This window comes from Bradyrhizobium cedriense (genome assembly GCF_054602315.1).
Genome location: NZ_JBTSWB010000001.1, coordinates 394,113 through 414,208 on the forward strand (window position 1 = coordinate 394,113; position 20,096 = coordinate 414,208).

Sequence of the window (20,096 nt, forward strand, 5' to 3'; positions counted from 1 at the left end):
CCCTCCCTGACGCTCCTCCACAAGGGAGGAGGGAACGGTCAAAGCGTGCTCTCCTCACCTGGGATTGCGGCATGAGCTTCCCCGACATCACGCCGGCGCTCAAGGCCGCGATGCCCGAGCTTCGGGGTCGGTTGCTCGCCAACCAGTCGCTGGCCGAACTTACCTGGTTTCGTGTCGGCGGTCCGGCGCAGGTGCTGTTCACGCCCGCGGACGAGGACGATCTCGCCTATTTCCTCGCGCATCTCGCCAGCGACATTCCGGTCTACGTCGTCGGCGTCGGCTCCAACCTGATCGTGCGCGATGGCGGCATTGACGGCGTCGTGATCCGCCTTGCGCCGCGCGCCTTCGGCGAGGCCAGCGCGAGCGGCGATGTCGTCACCGCCGGCGCGGCAGCGCTCGACAAGCGCGTTGCGGAGGTTGCGGCAAGCGCCAATATCGGCGGGCTCGAATTCTACTTCGGCATTCCCGGCACGATCGGCGGCGCGCTGCGCATGAATGCGGGCGCCAATGGCGGTGAGACCAAGGACGTGCTGCTCGAGGCGAGGGGTGTGGGGCGCGACGGCACGAAGCATGTCTTCTCCAACGCCGAGATGAAGTTCGTCTACCGCAACAGCGGCGTCGATCCCTCCATCATCTTCACCTCCGCGCGCTTTCGCGGCGAGATTAGGGATGCGGAGGCAATCCGCGCGCGCATGGCGGAGGTGCAGACCCATCGCGAGACTGCGCAGCCGATCCGGGAAAAGACCGGCGGCTCGACCTTCAAGAATCCCCCCGGCCATTCCGCCTGGAAGCTGATCGACGCGGCCGGGTGCCGCGGTCTGCGCGTCGGCGGTGCACAGGTCTCGGAGATGCACTGTAATTTCCTGATCAATACGGGCGATGCCACCGCGCGCGATATCGAGATGCTTGGCGAGACCGTGCGCGAGCGGGTCAAGGCAAACTCCGGAATCGAGCTACACTGGGAAATCAAGCGGATCGGGGTGTCCGCATAGTTGTCGTTCCGGAGCGGTGCGAAGCACCGAACCCGGAACCTCGAGATTCCGGGTTCGCGCTTTGCGCGCCCCGGAATGACAAAAGAAGCAGAGGCAGCGAATGCGCATCACCATCCTGTTCGGCGGCTCGAACAGAGAACGTCTTGTTTCGGTCGCCTCGGCCCAGGCCCTGCATCAGGCATTGCCCGAGGCCGATCTGTGGTGGTGGGACGTCGAGGACAAGGTGCATGTCGTGCAGTCGAGGCAGCTGCTCGAACATGTCCGGCCATTCGAGGACGAGTTCAAGCCGGGCACATCGGGCATTCCGCTGGAGCGGGCGCTCGACCAGGCCAAGGCGGAAGGGCGCGTGCTGGTGCTCGGCCTGCATGGCGGACGGGCCGAGAACGGCGAATTGCAGGTGATGTGCGAGGCGCGTGGCGTGCCCTTCACCGGCTCCGGCTCGGCTTCCTCGCATCTCGCCTTCGACAAGCTCGCTGCCAAGAGGTTCGCCGCGCTGGGCGGCGTGACGCCGCCCGCCAACGTTGCGCTCGATGACATCGACGAGGCCTTCGCCGAGTACGGAAAGCTGATCGCAAAGCCGGCCCGGGACGGCTCGAGCTATGGCCTGATCTTCGTGAACGCCAAGCAGGACCTCGTCGCGGTCCGCAATGCCGCAAAACACGAGGACTACGTCATCGAGCCCTACATCGCCGGCGTCGAGGCGACCTGCGGCGTGCTGGAGCGCACTGATGGCTCGATCATGTCGCTGCCGCCGATCGAGATCATTCCGGGCGAGGGCAATTTCGACTACGCCGCGAAATATCTCTTGAAGTCGACCCAGGAGATCTGCCCGGGCCGTTTCGCACCCGAAATCACCGCCGCGCTCAAGGAGCAGGCGATGCTGGCGCACCGCGCAATGTCCTGCACCGGCTATTCCCGGTCGGACTTCATCGTTTCGCCCAAGGGCCTTGTCTATCTCGAGACCAACACGCTCCCCGGGCTGACCAAGTCCTCGCTCTACCCCAAGGCGCTGAAAGCCGAAGGCATCGCGTTTGTCGACTTCCTGCGCGGCCTGGTCGAGCTCGCCGGGCAGCGCGTGCGGAAATAGTCGGGACTGGTTAACGGCCGGATGGTCGAAATCGCCCGGTTTGGCGGCCAAAGCCGGTAAAATGCCGGACATCGCGGCACAAATGCCGGAAATCGCGGGGCAAAAAGCATCTCGCGTTAACGAATTTTACCTTTTGTTTACCAGGAAGGCCGAAGGTTAACGCTGGCGGCGCATATGGCGCTTTGGCTGCCGGCGCGTGAGCTGTCGCGGGTGATGTCACCTCCAGCGAACGCTTTGAAGGGGAGAGGTTTTCTTCTGCTGAAGACCAGCACCCGGCCCGGCACGTCCGAGACGTCATGTTCGCCAGGATCCGCGCGATGTCGCGGGCAAACTGTTGACGAGCTCGTGCAATGGATGGAGCAGGAAGCCTCACCCGATCGCTTTTGAGATCGCTGAGGCCCCAAGCTGACCTGAAGGCGGCCGCGATCGGAGCGGCCGTGCTTCTGCGCGAGTGGGTGCAGGACAAGAGAGCAGCGCGCGCCGCCGCCAAAGACGAAATCAAGATCAAGTCGAAGTCCAAGTCCCGGGCCAAGGCCGTGGTTGAGCGCGAGCCGCCGCCGCGCGTGGTTGCCCTGGTCGAGCGCTATCTGCCGCACCGGGTCGGACTCAGCATGACCGTGCTGCTGCTGATCGGGAGCTGCGGCTTCGGCATCGTCAAGGGCGGCCATCTCCAGGACTTCATCACCGCGGTCAGCGACGCCCGCAACGCGCTGGCCAATTCCGCCGGCTTCCGCATCACCTCGGTCGTGATCAACGGCCGCAAGCAGCTCACCCAGGACGAGATCCTCGCGATCGGCGGCGTCAGCGGCCGCTCCTCGCTGCTGTTCCTCGATGCCGACGCGGTGCGCGACAAGCTCAAGGCCAATCCCTGGATCGCGGATGCGACCGTGCTGAAGCTCTATCCGGGCCAGCTCATGATCGAGCTCACCGAGCGCAAGGCATTCGCGCTGTGGCAGGAGGCCGGCCGGCTCTCCGTCATCGCCGATGACGGCGCCGTGCTCGAACCCTATGTCTCGCGCCGCTTCCTGTCGCTGCCGCTCGTGGTCGGCAAGGGCGCCGACACGCAAGCCCGCGATTTCCTGGCACTGCTGGCGCGCTATCCGCAGGTCAATTCGGTAACGAAGGCCGCGATCTTCGTCGGCGAGCGGCGCTGGAACCTGAGGCTGAAGGACGGTCTCGACATCCGTCTGCCCGAGCAGGACGTCGGCAACGCGCTTGCGATGCTGTCGAAGCTCGAGAAGGAGGACAGGCTGTTCTCCCGCGATATCGTCGCCGTCGACATGCGCCTGCCAGATCGGCTGGTGGTGCAGCTGTCCGAGGACGCCGCCAAGGCGCGCGAGGAGCTGTTCAAGGACAAGAAGAAAAAGAAGGCCGGGGATTCTGCATGACCGGTCTCGATCGCACCCAGACCCCGAAGACGCGTCCGATGCCGCATAAGCGCGGCGGTCTCGTCGCCTGCCTCGACATCGGCACCAGCAAGATCGCCTGCATGATCGCGCGGCTGAAGCCATCGCCGCCGAGCGAGGCGCTGCGCGGCCGCACCCATGCGGTGGAGCTGATCGGTTACAGCCAGATCCAGGCGCGCGGCATGAAGGCCGGCGCGGTGATCGATCTCGGCGAATGCGAGCAGGCCGTGCGCCAGGCCGTCGGGCTTGCCGAAAAGATGGCCAAGGTGCGGGTCGAGTCAGTGCTGCTGTCCGTTTCCGGCGGCCGGCTCTCCGGCCAGCTGGTCGAAGCCGCCGCCGACATCCGTGGTGGCGCCGTGACGCAGGCCGATGTCAGCCGCGTCACCTCCACCGGCATGCGCCACGCCACCGGCGAAGGCCGCACCGTGCTGCACGCGTTGCCGGTCGGCTACACGCTCGACGGCGTCAAGGGCATCCGCGACCCCCGCGGCATGGTCGCCCACCAGTTCGGCATCGACATGAACGTCGTCACCTGCGACGCCACCGTGGCGCGGAACCTGATGCTGGCGGTGGAGCGCTGCCACATCAATGTCGAAGCCATGGCGGCCAGCCCCTATGTCGCAGGTCTGTCGGTGCTGACCGACGACGAGGCCGATCTCGGCGCCGCCGTCGTCGAGATGGGTGCGGGCACCACGACGATCGCCGTTTATTCAGGCGGCCGGTTCGTGCATGCCGCCGGGTTTGCGGTCGGCGGGCAACACATCACGATGGATCTTGCGCGCGGACTCTCGGCGACCATTGCCGATGCCGAGCGAATCAAGACGTTATACGGCACCGTCATCACCGGCGGATCGGACTCGCGTGAGCTGATGTCTGTGCCGACAGCCGGTGACGAGCAGGATCTGCCGCAGATCGTCTCCCGCGCCACCATCGCCAACATCGTCAAGCACCGTGCCGAGGAAGTCTTCGAAATGGTTCGGGACAAGCTGAAGGATTCGCCCTTCGCCGCAGAGCCCAACGGCCGCGTCGTGCTCTCGGGCGGCGCCTCGCAGCTGACCGGCCTCGTCGAGCTCGGCACCCAGATTCTCGGCCGGCCCGTGCGGGTCGGACGTCCGCTCGGCTTCGGCCGGCTGCCCAACGAGGCGAAGAACGCCGCGTTCGCGGTGCCGGCCGGACTTCTCGTCTACCCGCAATATGTTCACCTCGAACATGTCGAACCGCGGCATACGCGGCAGCAGGTCAGGACAGGGACCGGCGGATATTTCGGAAAGGTCGGACGATGGCTACGCGAGGGCTTCTGATGACTGCTTTCCGCAAATGTCGATTTTCACCAACACCCGCGGCCGCCGGCCGGGGCGAACCCACGCGCGCGTGATCGAGAGGCAGCACCCATGACCATCAGCATCAATGTTCCTGATATTCACGAACTGAAGCCCCGGATCACCGTGTTCGGCGTCGGCGGCGCCGGCGGCAACGCCGTCAACAACATGATCACGGCGGGCCTCCAGGGCGTCGATTTCGTGGTCGCCAACACCGACGCGCAGGCGCTGACGATGTCGAAGGCGCAGCGCATCGTGCAGATGGGCACGGCGGTCACGCAGGGCCTCGGCGCCGGCTCGCAGCCGAACGTCGGCGCGGCGGCGGCGGAAGAGGTGATCGACGAGCTGCGCGACCATCTCTCGGGCGCGAACATGGTGTTCGTCACCGCAGGCATGGGCGGCGGCACCGGCACCGGTGCAGCTCCCGTCATCGCCAAGACCGCGCGCGACATGGGCATCCTTACCGTCGGCGTCGTGACCAAGCCGTTTCACTTCGAGGGCGGTCGCCGGATGCGCACCGCGGAAGCCGGCATCAACGAGCTTCACAAGGTCGTCGATACGCTCCTGATCATCCCGAACCAGAACCTGTTCCGGGTCGCCAACGAGAAGACCACCTTCGCCGACGCCTTCGCGATGGCCGACCAGGTGCTCTATTCGGGCGTCGCCTGCATCACCGACCTGATGGTCAAGGAAGGCCTGATCAATCTCGACTTCGCCGACGTCCGCGCCGTCATGCGCGAGATGGGCAAGGCGATGATGGGCACCGGCGAAGCCTCCGGCGACAAGCGCGCGCTCACCGCCGCCGAAGCCGCGATCGCCAACCCCCTGATCGACGACAGCTCGATGAAGGGCGCCAAGGGCCTCCTCATCTCCATCACCGGCGGCAAGGACCTCACGCTGTTCGAGGTCGACGAGGCCGCGACCCGCATCCGCGAGGAGGTCGATCAGGACGCCAACATCATCGTCGGCGCGACCTTCGACGAAGCGCTCGACGGCCTGATCCGCGTCTCGGTCGTTGCCACCGGCATCGAGCAGGCCGCGATCGCGCGCAACAGCCAGGCGACCTCCGCTCCCGTCGCGAACCCGGCCCCGCAGGCGCAGCAGGCTGCCGCGCCCGCCGTCGCTGCCGAGAGCCGTCTTGCCGACCTGACCGCCCGGCTCCGTGCTGACAACCAGCGCCTGGCCGAGCGCGCCCAGAAGCTTGAAGGGCAGACCCCGGCTGGCGCGGCGGCTCCGGCTGCCCCCGCGCCCCGTCCGAACGTGGAGCGCGCGGCGCTCGCCGCCATCGCTGCCGCCGTCTCGGACGTCCCGCAGGCGCCCGCGCCGATGCAGACCTATGGCGACGTCACCGTGCGACCGATCGCGCAGAAACCGACCCTGTTCCCGGAACCTGACATGACCCCGGTTGCGATGCAGGAGCCGATGACGCCCGAAAACTTCATTCCGCCGCAGGCCGAACGCCCGCCGGTGCGTGCGCCGCGGATGCCGCGCATTGAGGAACTGCCGATGCCGGCCCAGGCCGAGATTCGTCAGGCGCGCGGCGAGGTTGAAGAAGAAACCCCGCAGAAGACCCGCCTGTCGCTGCTTCAGCGCCTGGCCAATGTCGGCCTCGGCCGCCGCGACGAGGAAAGCGAGCCGCCGGTGGCGGCCCGCAGCGCCGGTCCCGCGATGCCGCCGCTCCCTGAGCGCCGGCCGCAGAAGACCGTGGCCCAGCAGATCGCATCCAGCGAGCCGATATCCGAATATGCCCGCCGTCCCGCGCCGCAGGGTCTCGACATGCACGGCCGCCCGGCGCCTGTTGCGCCGGCGCCACAGGGCGATGATCATCTTGATATCCCAGCTTTCCTGCGGCGGCAGGCGACCTGAGATTTGTTACAATAAGGCAGACGAAAAAAGGTCCCGACAGCAAGCCTGCCGGGACCTTTCCTTTTGTCCCGTGCATCACCGGATTGCGCAGCCAAACAACTGATTTTAAACCATTAATTACGCATTCAGTGGTTCAGTAAGATTGCCGCTAGCGGCCCCAGACGTCGGCGTAATTTGGTTAAGCCTTGGCGCGAATACGGCAGGTTTGGGGTAACAATCGGTAAAAAAGCGTGAGTTGGCGCTGTTTGAGGCAGTGACTATGGTTTGCCGTGACTTGGGGATACGGAGATTCGCAACCGCCGGCACTGCCCGGCCAAGTGGGTCTCGTATAAGTCGCAGTCGGTCGTAGTGGGGCGGATTCTGATGAAGTTTAGCCGGCAAACAACGCTTCGTGCGCAAGCCTCTGTGGCAGGCGTGGGCGTTCATTCCGGACTTCCCGTTACTCTCACGATTGGGCCTGCGCCTGTCGATGCGGGCTTTGTTTTTGTCCGGACCGGACTCGAGGGAAGTGACCGCGAAGTCCAGGCGACCGCCGAGCAGGTGATCGCGACCGACTTCGCCACCGTCCTGGGCGACCGCGATGGTCCGTTGGTGTCCACCGCCGAGCACGTTCTTGCTGCACTGCGGGGCATGGGCGTCGACAATGCCACCATCGAGATCGACGGTCCCGAAGTACCGATCATGGACGGCAGCGCCGCGCCCTTCATTGCGGCGATCGACCAGGCCGGCATCGTCACCCAGCCGGCCCAGCGCCGCTACATTCAGGTTTTGAAGCCGATCTCAGTCAAGATCGGCGACTCCTTCGGCGAGATCAGGCCCCACACCGGCGGGTTCCGCGTCGAAGTCGAGATCGACTTCACCAATCCCGTCATCGGCCAGCAGAGCTACGCCTTCGATCTCAGCCCTGAAGGCTTCCGCCGCGAAGTCGGCCGGGCCCGGACTTTCGGTCTGATGTGCGACGTCGCGCGGCTCTGGAGCGCGGGCTATGCCCTGGGTGCCTCCTTCGACAACACCGTCGTGTTCGACGACGAGCGGCTGCTCAATACCGAGGGCCTGCGTTACGCCGATGAATGCGCCCGCCACAAGGTGCTGGATGTGATCGGCGACCTGTCGCTGGCCGGCCTGCCGCTGCTTGGCGCCTACCGCTCCGTGCGTGGCGGCCACAAGCTCAACCACGCTGTGCTGACCGCGCTGCTCGCCGACCGTACCGCCTGGCGGATCGTCGAGGGCGAGGCTGCCCGCCGCACCACGCGTCCCGTGGGCGAAGTCGGTCGCGGCATCGTCGGTGGCCGGATCGCTGCGGCGTTCGGACCGGATGTGTCCTGAAAGATCTGTCGTCTAGGCATTGGGTTGACGATTCCCCCGCGGGAAACTCCTGGTAACCATGATCGCCAGGATTGCGGCGCGTTCGCCTTAATCCCGGCGAAATGCCTCCCTATCCGGTTGGTTAACGATCGTTTTTCGGATACATCGGCGTGGTCGCATGGCAGGCACCACGGTTACATTTCGCGCCCATGACGGGGTTCGTGGGCTGGCGGACACCGCATCACAGGGCGTCAGGGCTTAAACTCATGTCGGCACAGCGTATGACGCGCGGATATTTCTCGGTCTCGTCGCGAGTCCGTGGGCTGCTTCACGCCGTCACCTTCGTCATGCTCGCGTTGCCGCTCGCCGGTTGCGGGACGGGCGCGCTCTGGGACAAGTTCACTGCCAAGGACGACACCTTCGCCGAGGAGCCTGCCGACAAGATCTACAATGAGGGCCTGTACCTCATGAACGAGAAGAAGGACATGAAGGCGGCGAACAAGAAGTTCGAAGAAGTCGACCGCCAGCATCCTTATTCCGAGTGGGCCCGCAAGTCGCTGCTGATGTCGGCCTATGCGTCCTATCAGGGCGGCGACTATGACGGCTGCATCGGTGCGGCCACCCGCTACGTCACGCTGCATCCCGGCAGCCCGGACGCGGCCTATGCGCAATATCTGATCGCCGCCTCGCATTACGACCAGATCCCGGATATCAGCCGCGACCAGACCCGGACCGAGAAGGCGATCGCCGCGCTGGAAGAGGTGGTGCGCAAATATCCGAACTCGGAATACGCGACCTCCGCCAAGGCCAAGATCGAGGGCGCGCGCGACCAGCTTGCCGGCAAGGAAATGAACGTCGGCCGCTACTACGCCCAGAAGCGCGACTACACGGCGGCGATCAACCGCTACAAGACTGTCGTCACGCAGTACCAAACCACGCGCCACGTCGAGGAGGCGCTGTTCCGGCTCACCGAGGCCTATATGGCGATCGGCATTGTCGGCGAGGCGCAGACCGCGGCGGCCGTGCTCGGGCACAATTTTCCTGACAGCCGCTGGTACAAGGACGCCTATAATCTTGTAAAATCCGGCGGTCTCGAACCGAGCGAGAATCAGGGGTCCTGGATCAGCCGGACCTTCAAGAAGATGGGTCTCGGCTAGGAAATTTGGTTCCATGCTGGCGCGTCTGTCGATCCGTGACATCGTCCTGATCGAACGGCTCGATATCGAATTCGCGTCCGGCCTCGCGGTTTTGACCGGCGAGACCGGTGCGGGCAAATCCATCCTGCTCGATGCCTTTGCGCTGGCGCTCGGCGGCCGGGGCGATGCCGGCCTCGTGCGTCACGGCGCGGAGCAGGGGCAGGTCACGGCCGTGTTCGATGTCCCGAAGAATCACCCTGCGACGAAGATCCTGGCCGAGAACGGTCTGGACGACACGAGTGTTGAAGAATCTTGCGAGATGATTCTTCGCCGCGTGCAGCTCGCTGACGGCCGCACCCGCGCCTTCATCAACGACCAATCGATCAGCGTGCAGACGCTGAAGGCGGTCGGCGCAGCCCTGGTCGAGATCCACGGTCAGCACGACGAGCGCGCGCTCGTCGACGCCGCCACCCACCGCCGCCTGCTCGACGCCTTCGCCGGCCTCGAAAAGGACGTCGCGGCGGTCGAGGCGCTCTGGGACGCCCGCCGCAATGCCACCACCGCGCTGGAGGAGCATCGCGCCGCCATGGAGCGCGCCGCGCGCGAGGCTGATTACCTTCGCCACGCCTCCGACGAGCTGAAGCAGCTCGCGCCCAAGGATGGCGAGGAGACTGCGCTGGCCTCGCGCCGCACCACCATGATGCAGGGCGAGAAGATCGCCTCCGACCTTCGCGAGGCGCAGGAGGCGGTCGGCGGCAATCATTCGCCGGTCGCCGCGCTGGCGGCGGCGGTGCGCCGGCTGGAGCGCCGCGGCGTCAACTCGCCGGCGCTGGTCGAGCCTGCGGTGAGGGCGATCGACGCCGCCATCAATGCGCTGGAGGAAGCCGACCAGCATCTCCAGGCGGCGCTGGCCGCGACCGATTTCGATCCCGCCGAGCTCGAGCGTATCGAGGAACGGCTATTCGCACTTCGCGCCGCCTCGCGTAAATATTCGACGCCGGTCGACGGGCTCGCCGCGCTGGCCGCCAAATATGCCGCCGACGTCGTGCTGATCGATGCCGGCGCCTCGCGGCTCAAGAAGCTGGAGCAGGCCGCAATCGAGGCCGATAGCCGCTATGCCGCCGCCGCCAAGAAGCTGTCGCTGGCGCGGCAGAAATCGGCCGAGAAGCTCAACAAGGCCGTCAACGCCGAGCTCGCGCCGCTCAAGCTCGAACGCGCGAAATTCATGACCCAGGTCGAGACCGACGAGGCCGCACCGGGCCCGCAAGGCTTCGACCGCGTCGAATTCTGGGTCCAGACCAACCCTGGCACCAAGCCCGGTCCGCTGATGAAGGTCGCCTCCGGCGGCGAGCTGTCCCGCTTCCTCCTCGCGCTCAAGGTCGTGCTGTCCGACCGCGGCTCGGCGCCGACGCTCGTGTTCGACGAGATCGACACTGGCGTCGGCGGTGCGGTCGCGGACGCCATCGGCGGGCGGCTGGCGCGGCTTGCCGGCAAGGTCCAGGTCATGGCCGTGACCCACGCCCCCCAGGTCGCCGCCCGCGCCGACCAGCACCTCCTGATCTCCAAGGACGCCCTCGACAAGGGCAAGCGCGTCGCCACCCGCGTCAATGCGCTCGCCGCCGACCACCGCCGCGAGGAGATCGCGCGCATGCTCGCCGGCGCCGAAATCACGGCGGAGGCGAGGGCGGCAGCGGAACGGCTGCTGAAGGCGGCGACGGCTTAAGTTATACACCGTCATTCCGGCACGATGCGAAGCATCGAACCTGGAATCTCGAGATTCGGATCTGGTCCTTTCGGACCATCCCGGAACGACGCGCTAGAACCTTTAGTATGATGGCCAGAGCAGCAAAATCCAAAGCAACACCGCTTCGCGACGTCGCCGATCTCACCAAGGCGCAGGCCAAGGTCGAGCACATGCGGCTCGCGCTCGAGATCGAGGCGCACAACGAGCGCTACTATCAGGAGGACGCGCCCACCGTCACCGACGCCGAATATGACGCGCTACGCCAGCGCTTCAACGCGATCGAGAAGCGCTTTCCGGAGTTCGTCAGCGCGGACTCGCCGTCGCAGAAGGTCGGCGCCGCACCGTCGGGCCGCTTCAAGAAGGTGCAGCATTCCGTTCCGATGCTGTCGCTCGACAACGCCTTTGCGGAAGAGGACGTGCGCGACTTCGTCGGCCGCATCGTGCGATTCCTGAAACTCGACGACGACAAGGTCGATTTCTCCGCCGAGCCGAAGATCGACGGCCTCTCGATGTCGCTGCGCTACGAGGGCGGCGAGCTCGTCACCGCCGCGACGCGCGGGGACGGCGCGGTCGGCGAAGACGTCACCGCCAACATCCGCACTCTCGAAGACGTGCCGCAGAAGCTGAAGGGCCGCAACGTCCCCGACGTCTGCGAGGTGCGCGGCGAGGTCTACATGACCAAGAAGGCCTTCCTCGCGCTGAACGAACGGCAGAAGGCGGAAGACGGCACCATTTTCGCCAATCCGCGCAATTCGGCCGCGGGCTCGCTCCGGCAGAAGGACCCGACCATCACCGCCTCGCGCCCGCTCGGCTTCTTCGCCTACGCCTGGGGCGAGATGAGTGCGATGCCGGAAGACACGCAGAGCGGCATGATCTCCTGGTTCGAACGCTGCGGCTTCAAGACCAATCCACTGACGAAGCTCTGTCACTCCGTCGAGGAGCTGCTCGCCTTTCATCACGCGATCGAGGAGCAGCGCGCACGGCTCGACTACGACATCGACGGCGTCGTCTACAAGGTCGACCGCATCGACTGGCAGGAGCGGCTCGGCTTCGTCTCGCGCACGCCGCGCTGGGGCATCGCGCACAAATTCCCGGCCGAGCGCGCCATGACGGTGCTGCGCGACATCGAGATCCAGGTCGGTCGTACCGGCTCGTTCACGCCGGTCGGCAAGCTCGAACCGGTCGGCGTCGGCGGCGTCATCGTGCAGAACGTCACGCTGCACAACGAGGACTACATCAGGGGCATCGGCAACAAGGGCGAGGTGCTGCGCGAGGGCCGCGACATCAGGATCGGCGACACCGTCGTGATCCAGCGCGCCGGCGACGTCATCCCGCAAGTGGTCGACGTCGTCCTCGACAAGCGGCCGAAGACCGCCAGGGAATTCCACTTCCCGAAGAAGTGCCCGTGCCCGCTCCACACCGACGTCGTGCGCGAAGAGACGGCGGCGGGCGAGGAGGGCTCGCGCGCCCGCTGCACCGGCGAGTTCGCCTGCCCCTATCAGAAGATCGAGCATCTCAAGCTGTTCGTGTCGCGGCGTGCCTTCGACATCGACGGTCTCGGCGAGAAGCAGCTTCAGTATTTCTTCGATGAGGGGTGGGTGAAGGAGCCCGCCGATATCTTCACGCTGGAGAAGCGCAACTCCAGGCTCAAGCTCGAAGAGATCGAGGGTTACGGCACGACTTCGGTCCGCAATCTGTTCGGCGCCATCGAGAGCCGGCGCAGAATCGCGCTGGAACGTTTCATTTATGCGCTCGGCATGCGCCATGTCGGCGAGACCACGGCGCTGGCCCTGGCACGCGGCTACGGCTCGTGGGACGCCTTCCACGACGCCTGCCTCAAGGTCGCCAACGGCGATGAGGAGGCGATCGCGGACATGGACGCGCTCGACCAGATCGGCGACACCGTGATCAAGAGCATCGCCGACTATTTCGGCGAGAGCCACAACCGCGGCATCGTCGAGCGGCTGACCAAGGAGGTCGAGATCGTCGACGCCGAGAAGCCGAAGAGCAATTCGGCCGTTGCGGGCAAGACCGTGGTGTTCACGGGCTCGCTGGAGAAGATGACGCGGGATGAAGCCAAGGCCACGGCGGAGCGTCTGGGGGCAAAGGTGTCGGGCTCGGTGTCGAAGAAGACCGATCTCGTCGTCGCCGGCCCCGGCGCGGGCTCGAAACTCGCGGAAGCCAACAAGCACGGCGTCACGGTGCTGACCGAGGACGAGTGGCTGAAGCTGATCGGGGAGTGAGGAACGGCTCTTCCCTTCTCCCACAAGGGAGAAGGAAGAAGGCGTCACCGGGAAGTCCCCTACATCATCCCCGTCTCTTCCTCCTCCGCCTTCTCGATCAGTGTCTCGCTCACCACCACCTCGCGCCGAGGGACGACGAAGATCATCATGCAGGCGCAGAGCAGCGAGATCGCAAGGACCGCGGAGGTGAGCGGTAGCGTGGTCGAGGAGTGGCCGCCGAGATAGGCGCCGAATTGCGACATCAACGCGCCGATGCCCTGCTGGAGGAAGCCCATCGCGCCCGAGGCGGTGCCGGCTGCCTCCGGGCGAATGCTGATGGCGCCGGCTGCAGAGTTCGCCATCACGAAGGCATTGCCGGCCATCACGATCATCTGCGTGCCGAACAGCCAGGCGGACGCCTCGTTCCATCCGATCAAGCTCCATAGCAGGTTCAACAGGCTGCCGCAGAGCTGGAGGGCGAGCCCGAGCCAGATCAGCTTCTCCAGCGAGTGCCGCGGCGCAAAGCGCACGCAGAGCAGATTGCCGACGAGATAGGCAAAGCCGGTGGTCGCGAACCATGCCCCGTATTCGGCACTGGTCCGCCCCATCTGCGTCACCACGATGTAGGGACCGCCGCCAGCGAAAGTGAAGATGATCTGCGAGGCCAGCACCTGGCACATGACGTAGCCGACGAAGGCGCGGTTGCGGATCAGCATGCCGACGTCGCCGCGGAAGCCGCTGCCCGCAGCGCGGCTGCGGCGCGTCTCGGGCAGCGCCACCGCGATACCCACGGCGACGACGATCGCGGCGATGGTGATGGCGTAGAAGATCGCGCGCCAGCCGAACGCGGTCTCGATCAGGCCGCCGGTGAGCGGCGACACCATCTGCCCGATCATCAGTGCGGCGATGACGAGGCTGATCATCGAGGCGACGCGATCGCGCTCGTAGATGTCGCGGATGATGGCGCGGCTGACCACCATGCCGGCGGCGCCGCCCAGCGCCTGGAAGAAGCGCGCGGCGATCAGTTGCGGCAGGTTCTGCGCGAAGATGCAGGCGATGCTGGCCGCGACCATCAGCGCCAATCCTCCGAGCAGCACCGGACGCCGTCCGAACCGGTCCGACAGCGGTCCCATGATCAGCTGCGACAGCGCGATGCCGACCATGTAGAGCGAGACAGTCATCTGGGCGATCGAGATGTCGCTGCCGAAATCCGTCGCCAGCACCGGCAGCGCCGGAACCAGCATGTAGAGCGAGATCGGCGCGATCCCGGTCATGACGACCAGCAGCAGCAACACGACTCGCGATGTCGCGATGCCGGTGGCCGCTCCCGGCGGCTTGCTGATCATGCCGTGCATGCGTGTCCGTCTCTCGAATTCGAATCGACTGTAGCGCGCCCGCGCAAGACGGATATCGGCGTTTCGGAATGCGGCTATTCGGATTCCGGGACGGTGTGGTTCTGGCGTGATTGGGCGCGCTGCTGGCCCACAAAGTGGTGCCATTGAGAGTTGCGCACATCGCGTAGGGCCATGCGCGCCAGGGACACCGAACCTATACCTTCAGCTCCGCCGTCGCCTGATCGAGCCAGCTCTTCGTCGCCTCGTCCAGCGCCGGCCGCACCTCGGCCCGGACGCGTGCGTGGTAGGCGTTGAGCCAGTCGAGCTCGTCGCGGCTCAGCATCGCGACATCGATCAGCCGGCGGTCGATCGGCGCCAAGGTCAGCGTATCGAACGCGTTCATCGGCTTCTCGGCGCCCTCGATCTCGGTGGCGACGACCAGCTCGAGATTCTCGATTCTGATGCCGAAACCGTCGGTCTTGTAGTAGCCGGGCTCGTTGGAGAGGATCATGCCGCGCTTCAACGGCGTGGTGCCGAGCTTCGAGATCCGCGCCGGCCCTTCGTGGACCGAGAGATAGCTGCCGACGCCGTGGCCGGTGCCGTGTTCGAAATCGAGGCCGGCGGCCCAGAGATATTGCCGCGCCAGCGTGTCGAGCTGCGCGCCCGTGGTGCCGTCCGGAAAGACGGCACGCGCGATCGCGATATGGCCGCGCAGCACGCGGGTGAAGCGGTCGCGCATCTCGTCCGTGGGCTCGCCCACCGCCATGGTGCGCGTGACGTCGGTGGTGCCGTCTTCATATTGCGCGCCGGAATCGATCAGCAGGAGATCGCCGGGCGCGATCCGACGGTTGCTCTTGCGGGTGACGCGGTAGTGCACGATGGCGCCGTTCGGGCCGGTGCCGGAGATGGTCGGGAACGACACGTCCTTGAGTGCGCCGGTGTCGCGGCGGAAGGTCTCCAGCGCCTCGACCGCGTCGATCTCGGTGAGCTTGCCGCTTGGCGCCTCGCGATCGATCCACGCGAGAAACCGCGCCAGCGCCACGGCGTCGCGCACATGGGCCGTCTTGGTGCCCTTGATCTCGGTTGCGTTCTTGACTGCCTTGAGCAGCGCAACCGGATCGCTGCCGCGCACCGGCTTGCCGCCGGCGGCCGCGATCAGCCGGCTGAGCGCGTCGGCCGCGGTGGCGTTGTCGAGCGCGATCGCCGCGCCGCTTTTGGCGAGCGCCATCAGAGTGGGCGCCATCGCATCGGGCTCGCGTACGTCGGTGGACTGTTCGAGATGATCGCGCGTGAGATTGGAGAGCTTGCGGTGGTCGATGAAGATGGTCGGCCGTCCCTCCTTCGGCACCAGCGCGTAGGACAGCGGCAGCGGCGTGTGCGCGACGTCGGCGCCCCGGATGTTGAAGGTCCAGGCCACGGCATGGCTGTCCGACACGACCAGCGCATCGACGCCGAGCTTGACGATCTCGCCTTTGATTTGCGTCAGCTTGTCGGCTTCCGTGACGCCGGCATGCTCGAGGCCATGCACGGCGACGGGGGCGAGCGGCGGCTGCGGCCGGTCCTGCCAGATCGCGTCGACCGGATTGCCGTCGACGGCGACCAGCTCGGCGCCGGCCTTGGTGCAGGCTGCGGACAGGCGCTCGGCTGCCGAAAAAGTGTGCAGCCAGGGATCAAATCCAAGGCGGTCACCGGCTTTCAGGTGCGCCGCCACCCAGCTCTCCGGCGGCGGATCGATGAGCGATTCCACGGCCCAGGCCTTGGCGTCGACCTGCTTTGCAGCCTGAAGCGTGTAGCGGCCGTCGACGAAAATGGCAGCCTCCTGGGGCAGCACCACCGCCAATCCGGCCGATCCGGTGAAGCCGGTCAGCCAGGCGAGCCGCTCTTCCGACGGCGGCACATACTCGTTCTGCTGCTGATCGGCGCGTGGAATCACGAAGCCGGTCAACTTGCGGCGGGCGAGTTCTTCACGGAGCGCAGCGAGGCGTGCTGTCAACGCGACGCCGGCCTCGGGCTCCTCGAATGTCTGGAAATGCGCTTCGAACATGGTGGATCACTTTAGGATCATGGGGACCAGTCCGCAATCTCGACGCATTTGCGTCGCATCTGGCATGGACTGTGCTTGAAATAGTTCCATTCGAATTGAGTGGAGTAAAGGATGCGGCCGTTGCGCTTCGTCCGGATAACAGGGAAATTCGAGCAAGTGGTTCATCTCAACGGCGAGGGGACACACGATGCCAGCGTTCACGTTTGAGAAGATTTCGCCGCCGGTGCATCGTGCCCCGACTGCGGCGGCACCGAAGAAGCCGCGCGGCCTCATCAGCCAAATGATCGATCGTTTCGCCGAGCGCCGCGCGAGGCGCACCCTGCAGGGCAAGCGCGCGATGCGCCGCGACGAGAAGCCGGCCGAGTAGCCTCAAGCAGTTGCGGCGTCTTCACCTCGCCCCGCTTGCAGGGAGATGTCGGAGTGCATCGAAGATGCAACCTGGGTGAGGGCGACTCTCCGTGAGTCCTGCTCCCACCGCCGTCGCGGATGCGTCTCGACAGTTCACCCGACCTTCCGCAGCAACAAACTGCTCCACTCCTCGATCCGCAGATGTCGCAGCGGCACCAGCCCGCGTGCGCGGTAGGCGGCGATCACGGCCGGGGCCTGGGGCGTCAGCAGGCCGGAGAGGATGACGTAGGCCCGAGGAGCCAGATGCCGCGCCATCGGGCTCGCCAATTGCCGCAAGGGATTGGCAAGGATGTTCGCGAGCACCAAGTCGAACGGACCGGCGCGCGCAAAATCCGGCGCGGCAAAACCGGTCGCGCGGATCACCCGCACATGGTTGCCGACTTCGTTCAGCGCGGCGTTCTCGGCCGCCACCCGCACCGAGGGTGGATCGATGTCCGAGGCGAGCACCGCGCGGTGCAGCCCCTTTGCCGCGGCGATGGCCAGCACGCCCGTCCCGGTGCCGAGATCGAGCACGTGCCTCGGCCGGGAACTCTTCAGGACATGGTCAAGCAGCAGTAAACAGCCACGCGTCGTGCCGTGGTGGCCGGTGCCGAAGGCGAGCGCTGCCTCGATCTCGATGGCGAGCTTGTTGGGCGCCACACGGTCACGGTCGTGACTGCCGTGCACGACGAAGCGCCCGGCCGGGACCGGAACGAGATCCTCCAGGCTGGCCTTGACCCAGTCCCTGGCCTCGACGGTGTCGAAGGCGAGGCTCGTAGAGATTTCATTTCCTGCTGAAATTGCAATGAGTTCGCGCAGCCATGCCTGATCCGGCGCTGCGGCGAAATGGAGCGTGACGTCCCATTGTCCGTCCGGCCGTTCGAAGGCGGCGACCGCGGCATCGCCGTCGAAAAACACCTCGGTGAGCACGTCAACGACGCGTCTGGCATCGGCCTCGCTGCCGATCGAGAAGCTGGCGCGATGGGTGGGAGAAGGCTGCATTCAGGGTTCCGTTGAGTTTAATTTTTGGAACTTTTGGTGGCGATTTCCGCACAAGTTGCGGTTCCCGGGTTAACGCGCCTGCAGCGAGTCTCCCTTACACTTTTGAGTGTTGAGGAAATCCAGCACACCCTGGAATTGAAACGGAGGCGGGTCTTGAAAAGCATGATTCAGAAGTTCTGGTCGGATGAGTCCGGTGCAACGGCGATCGAGTACGGTCTGATTGCCGCGGGTATCGCGCTGGCGATCATCACCGTGGTGAATAGCCTGGGCACCACCATGAACGAGAAGTTCACTTCGATTAGCACCTCCTTGAAGTAATTTCCGCCTGCATTTCCCAGCGGGGTTATTTTTCTTCAGAGGCTGCTCCTGATCACCGCCCGCCAGGGATTGCCCTGGCGGGCGAGGTCGTTCTGGGCTGGCCTTCCACAGGATCTCCGCTCGGCTTCCCGCTGCTGCCCACAACCTTATCCCGCCACCTATCCCCAGCTTTTCCAGCGCATGTACACCGCTTGGCCGGCGCCAGCCGCGACGGGGCTTCCACCACGTGTGCACAGCTCTACCCACAGCCCTTCCACAGACCTATCCACGGCTTCTGAACAGCGACCGGTGATCCCGCAGGATCGCCTCCGCCGCGTTGTGGCCGGGAGCGCCGGTGACGCCGCCGCCGGGATGGGCGCCAGAGCCGCAATGGTAGAGGCCCTTTAACGGCCCGCGGTAATCGGCATGGCCCAGCATCGGCCGCGCCGAGAACAGCTGGTTGAGCGTCAGCGCGCCGTGGAAGATGTCTCCGCCGAGCAGGCCGAATTGCCGTTCGAGATCGAGCGGCGAGAGGACCTGGCGGCCGAGCACGCTTGCCGCAAAGCCCGGCGCGTAGTTATCCACCGTCGCGATCATGAGATCTGCGACCTCTTCGCGATGGTCGTCCCAGGATTTCCCGTCCGGCAGTTCGGGCGCGACATGCTGGCAGAACAGGCTCGCGACATGCTTGCCTTCGGGGGCCAGCGTGTCGTCGAGGGTCGAGGGGATCAGCATCTCGACGACGGGCGAACGGCTCCAGCCCTGGCCCCGTGCATCCAGCCAGGCGCGGTCCATGTAGTCGAGGCTCGGCGCCAGGATGATGCCGGAGCTGAGATGATCGCCCTCGCCCGGCAGCGCCGTGAACGAGGGCAGGCGGTCCAGCGCCACATTCATGCGGAAGGTGCCGGAGCCGTTCTTCCAGTTCCGGATGCGGGCGAGGAAGTCCGCAGGGATCGCGTCGGCCGCGATCAGGTGGGTGTAGAGCAGCTTTGGATTGACATTGGCCGCGACATATCTAGCGCGGATGGCCGAGCCGTTCTCCAGCACGACTCCGACGGCGCGGTCGCGCTCGACGATGATCTCACGGACGCCGGCATCCGTTTCGATGACAACGCCGCGGTCGCGCGCCGCGCGCGCCATCGCCTGCGTGATCGCACCCATGCCGCCGATGGCATGGCCCCAGACACCCTTCTTGCCGTTCACCTCGCCGAAGGCGTGATGCAGCATCACATAGGCCGAGCCGGCGGCGTAGGGGCTGGCATAGTTGCCGACGATGGCGTCGAAGCCGAACAGCGCCTTGACCAGATCGTGCTCGAAACGCTCGTCCAGCATTTCGCCGGCCGAACGGGTGAAGAGATCGAGCAGGCTGCGGCTCTGTTCCAACGTGAGGCCGCGTAGGATGTTGGCGCTCTGGAGCGCGTTCACGGCTTCGCGGATCGCGTTCGTGCCAAATCCGTCGAGCAGGTTCGGTGGCGCGCGCAGCACGAACTTCCTGAGCACGTCGGCAATGTCTTCCAACTCGCGCGCGAAGCCGTCGAGCGCCTCCGCATCATGCTCGCTGAGCTGCGCGACCGACGCTTTCGTCCGCCCCTCTCCGGTGAGGAGATGGCTGCCGTCGGGCGCGGGCAGAAAATTCTGCGCGCGCCGCTCGACGACGCGCAGGCCCTGCGCGGCGAGATCGAGGTCGCGGATCACCTGCGGATTGAGCAGGCTCACGGTGTAGGCTGCGACCGAATTGCGGAATCCGGGATGAAACTCCTCCGTGACGGCGGCGCCGCCGATCACCTTGCGCCGCTCGACCACGCGCACCCGCAGGCCTGCCATCGCGAGATAGGCCGCGCAGGTGAGGCCGTTGTGGCCAGCGCCGATGATGATGACGTCGGTTTCGCTCATGACTTCCTTGGTGTCGTTCCGGGGCGATGCGCAGCATCGAAACCGGAATCTCGAGGTTCCGG

At 65.8% G+C, this 20,096-nt stretch carries 15 protein-coding genes; 11 read left to right on the forward strand and 4 right to left on the reverse strand.

Translation table 11 applies throughout. The features are described from left to right. Nucleotides 1-71: 71 nt before the first annotated feature. The 9 genes from murB (at nucleotide 72) to ligA (ending at nucleotide 13,098) form a co-directional block, all read left to right on the forward strand. Nucleotides 72-992, forward strand: coding sequence for a UDP-N-acetylmuramate dehydrogenase (gene murB, locus ACYCVF_RS01950; RefSeq protein ID WP_459596868.1), 921 nt, complete (start codon nucleotides 72-74; stop codon nucleotides 990-992). Nucleotides 993-1,092: 100 nt separating this feature from the next. Then, nucleotides 1,093-2,079, forward strand: a complete 987-nt coding sequence (locus tag ACYCVF_RS01955; protein WP_459596869.1) for a D-alanine--D-alanine ligase family protein — start codon at nucleotides 1,093-1,095, stop codon at nucleotides 2,077-2,079. A gap of 350 nt (nucleotides 2,080-2,429) precedes the next feature. After that, nucleotides 2,430-3,467, forward strand: coding sequence for a cell division protein FtsQ/DivIB (locus ACYCVF_RS01960; protein ID WP_459596870.1), 1,038 nt, complete (start codon nucleotides 2,430-2,432; stop codon nucleotides 3,465-3,467). Then, nucleotides 3,464-4,786, forward strand: a complete 1,323-nt coding sequence (gene ftsA / locus ACYCVF_RS01965) for a cell division protein FtsA (RefSeq protein WP_459596871.1) — start codon at nucleotides 3,464-3,466, stop codon at nucleotides 4,784-4,786. The genes ACYCVF_RS01960 and ftsA overlap by 4 nt, the downstream gene beginning before the upstream one ends. 90 nt (nucleotides 4,787-4,876) lie before the next feature. Next, a complete protein-coding gene (ftsZ, locus tag ACYCVF_RS01970; protein ID WP_459596872.1) occupies nucleotides 4,877-6,670 on the forward strand; it encodes a cell division protein FtsZ in 1,794 nt (597 codons plus the stop codon). 363 nt (nucleotides 6,671-7,033) lie between these two features. Beyond that, nucleotides 7,034-7,996 (forward strand): UDP-3-O-acyl-N-acetylglucosamine deacetylase, encoded by a 963-nt coding sequence (gene lpxC, locus ACYCVF_RS01975; protein WP_459606488.1) that lies wholly within the window; start codon nucleotides 7,034-7,036, stop codon nucleotides 7,994-7,996. Between the two features lie 245 nt (nucleotides 7,997-8,241). Next, a complete protein-coding gene (locus ACYCVF_RS01980) occupies nucleotides 8,242-9,132 on the forward strand; it encodes an outer membrane protein assembly factor BamD (protein WP_459596874.1) in 891 nt (296 codons plus the stop codon). A 13-nt stretch (nucleotides 9,133-9,145) separates the two neighbouring features. Beyond that, nucleotides 9,146-10,834, forward strand: a complete 1,689-nt coding sequence (gene recN, locus ACYCVF_RS01985; RefSeq protein ID WP_459596875.1) for a DNA repair protein RecN — start codon at nucleotides 9,146-9,148, stop codon at nucleotides 10,832-10,834. 110 nt (nucleotides 10,835-10,944) lie between these two features. After that, complete coding sequence (ligA, locus tag ACYCVF_RS01990) at nucleotides 10,945-13,098, forward strand: NAD-dependent DNA ligase LigA (RefSeq protein WP_459597955.1); 2,154 nt, start codon at nucleotides 10,945-10,947, stop codon at nucleotides 13,096-13,098. 59 nt (nucleotides 13,099-13,157) lie between these two features. Here the strand turns inward: ligA and ACYCVF_RS01995 are convergent, their stop codons facing one another. Continuing rightward, on the reverse strand, nucleotides 13,158-14,432 hold the full coding sequence (locus tag ACYCVF_RS01995) for a multidrug effflux MFS transporter (RefSeq protein WP_459596876.1): 1,275 nt from the start codon (nucleotides 14,430-14,432) through the stop codon (nucleotides 13,158-13,160). Nucleotides 14,433-14,625: 193 nt separating this feature from the next. Then, nucleotides 14,626-16,455: an aminopeptidase P family protein gene (locus ACYCVF_RS02000; RefSeq protein WP_459596877.1), complete on the reverse strand. Its 1,830-nt coding sequence runs from the start codon at nucleotides 16,453-16,455 to the stop codon at nucleotides 14,626-14,628. Nucleotides 16,456-16,642: 187 nt separating this feature from the next. Between ACYCVF_RS02000 and ACYCVF_RS02005 the strand changes: the two genes are divergently transcribed. Then, nucleotides 16,643-16,822: a hypothetical protein gene (locus ACYCVF_RS02005; RefSeq protein WP_459596878.1), complete on the forward strand. Its 180-nt coding sequence runs from the start codon at nucleotides 16,643-16,645 to the stop codon at nucleotides 16,820-16,822. A 134-nt stretch (nucleotides 16,823-16,956) separates the two neighbouring features. Here the strand turns inward: ACYCVF_RS02005 and ACYCVF_RS02010 are convergent, their stop codons facing one another. Next, nucleotides 16,957-17,844: a 50S ribosomal protein L11 methyltransferase gene (locus ACYCVF_RS02010; RefSeq protein WP_459596879.1), complete on the reverse strand. Its 888-nt coding sequence runs from the start codon at nucleotides 17,842-17,844 to the stop codon at nucleotides 16,957-16,959. 162 nt (nucleotides 17,845-18,006) lie between these two features. Between ACYCVF_RS02010 and ACYCVF_RS02015 the strand changes: the two genes are divergently transcribed. Then, entirely contained in the window at nucleotides 18,007-18,162 is a 156-nt protein-coding gene (locus ACYCVF_RS02015) for a Flp family type IVb pilin (RefSeq protein ID WP_156456629.1), read from the forward strand. 261 nt (nucleotides 18,163-18,423) lie between these two features. Here ACYCVF_RS02015 and ACYCVF_RS02020 read toward each other — a convergent pair whose 3' ends face one another. Then, the gene (locus ACYCVF_RS02020; protein ID WP_459596880.1) at nucleotides 18,424-20,034 is read right to left on the reverse strand and encodes a phytoene desaturase family protein; all 1,611 of its coding nucleotides are present in this window, start codon (nucleotides 20,032-20,034) and stop codon (nucleotides 18,424-18,426) included. Nucleotides 20,035-20,096 lie beyond the last annotated feature (62 nt).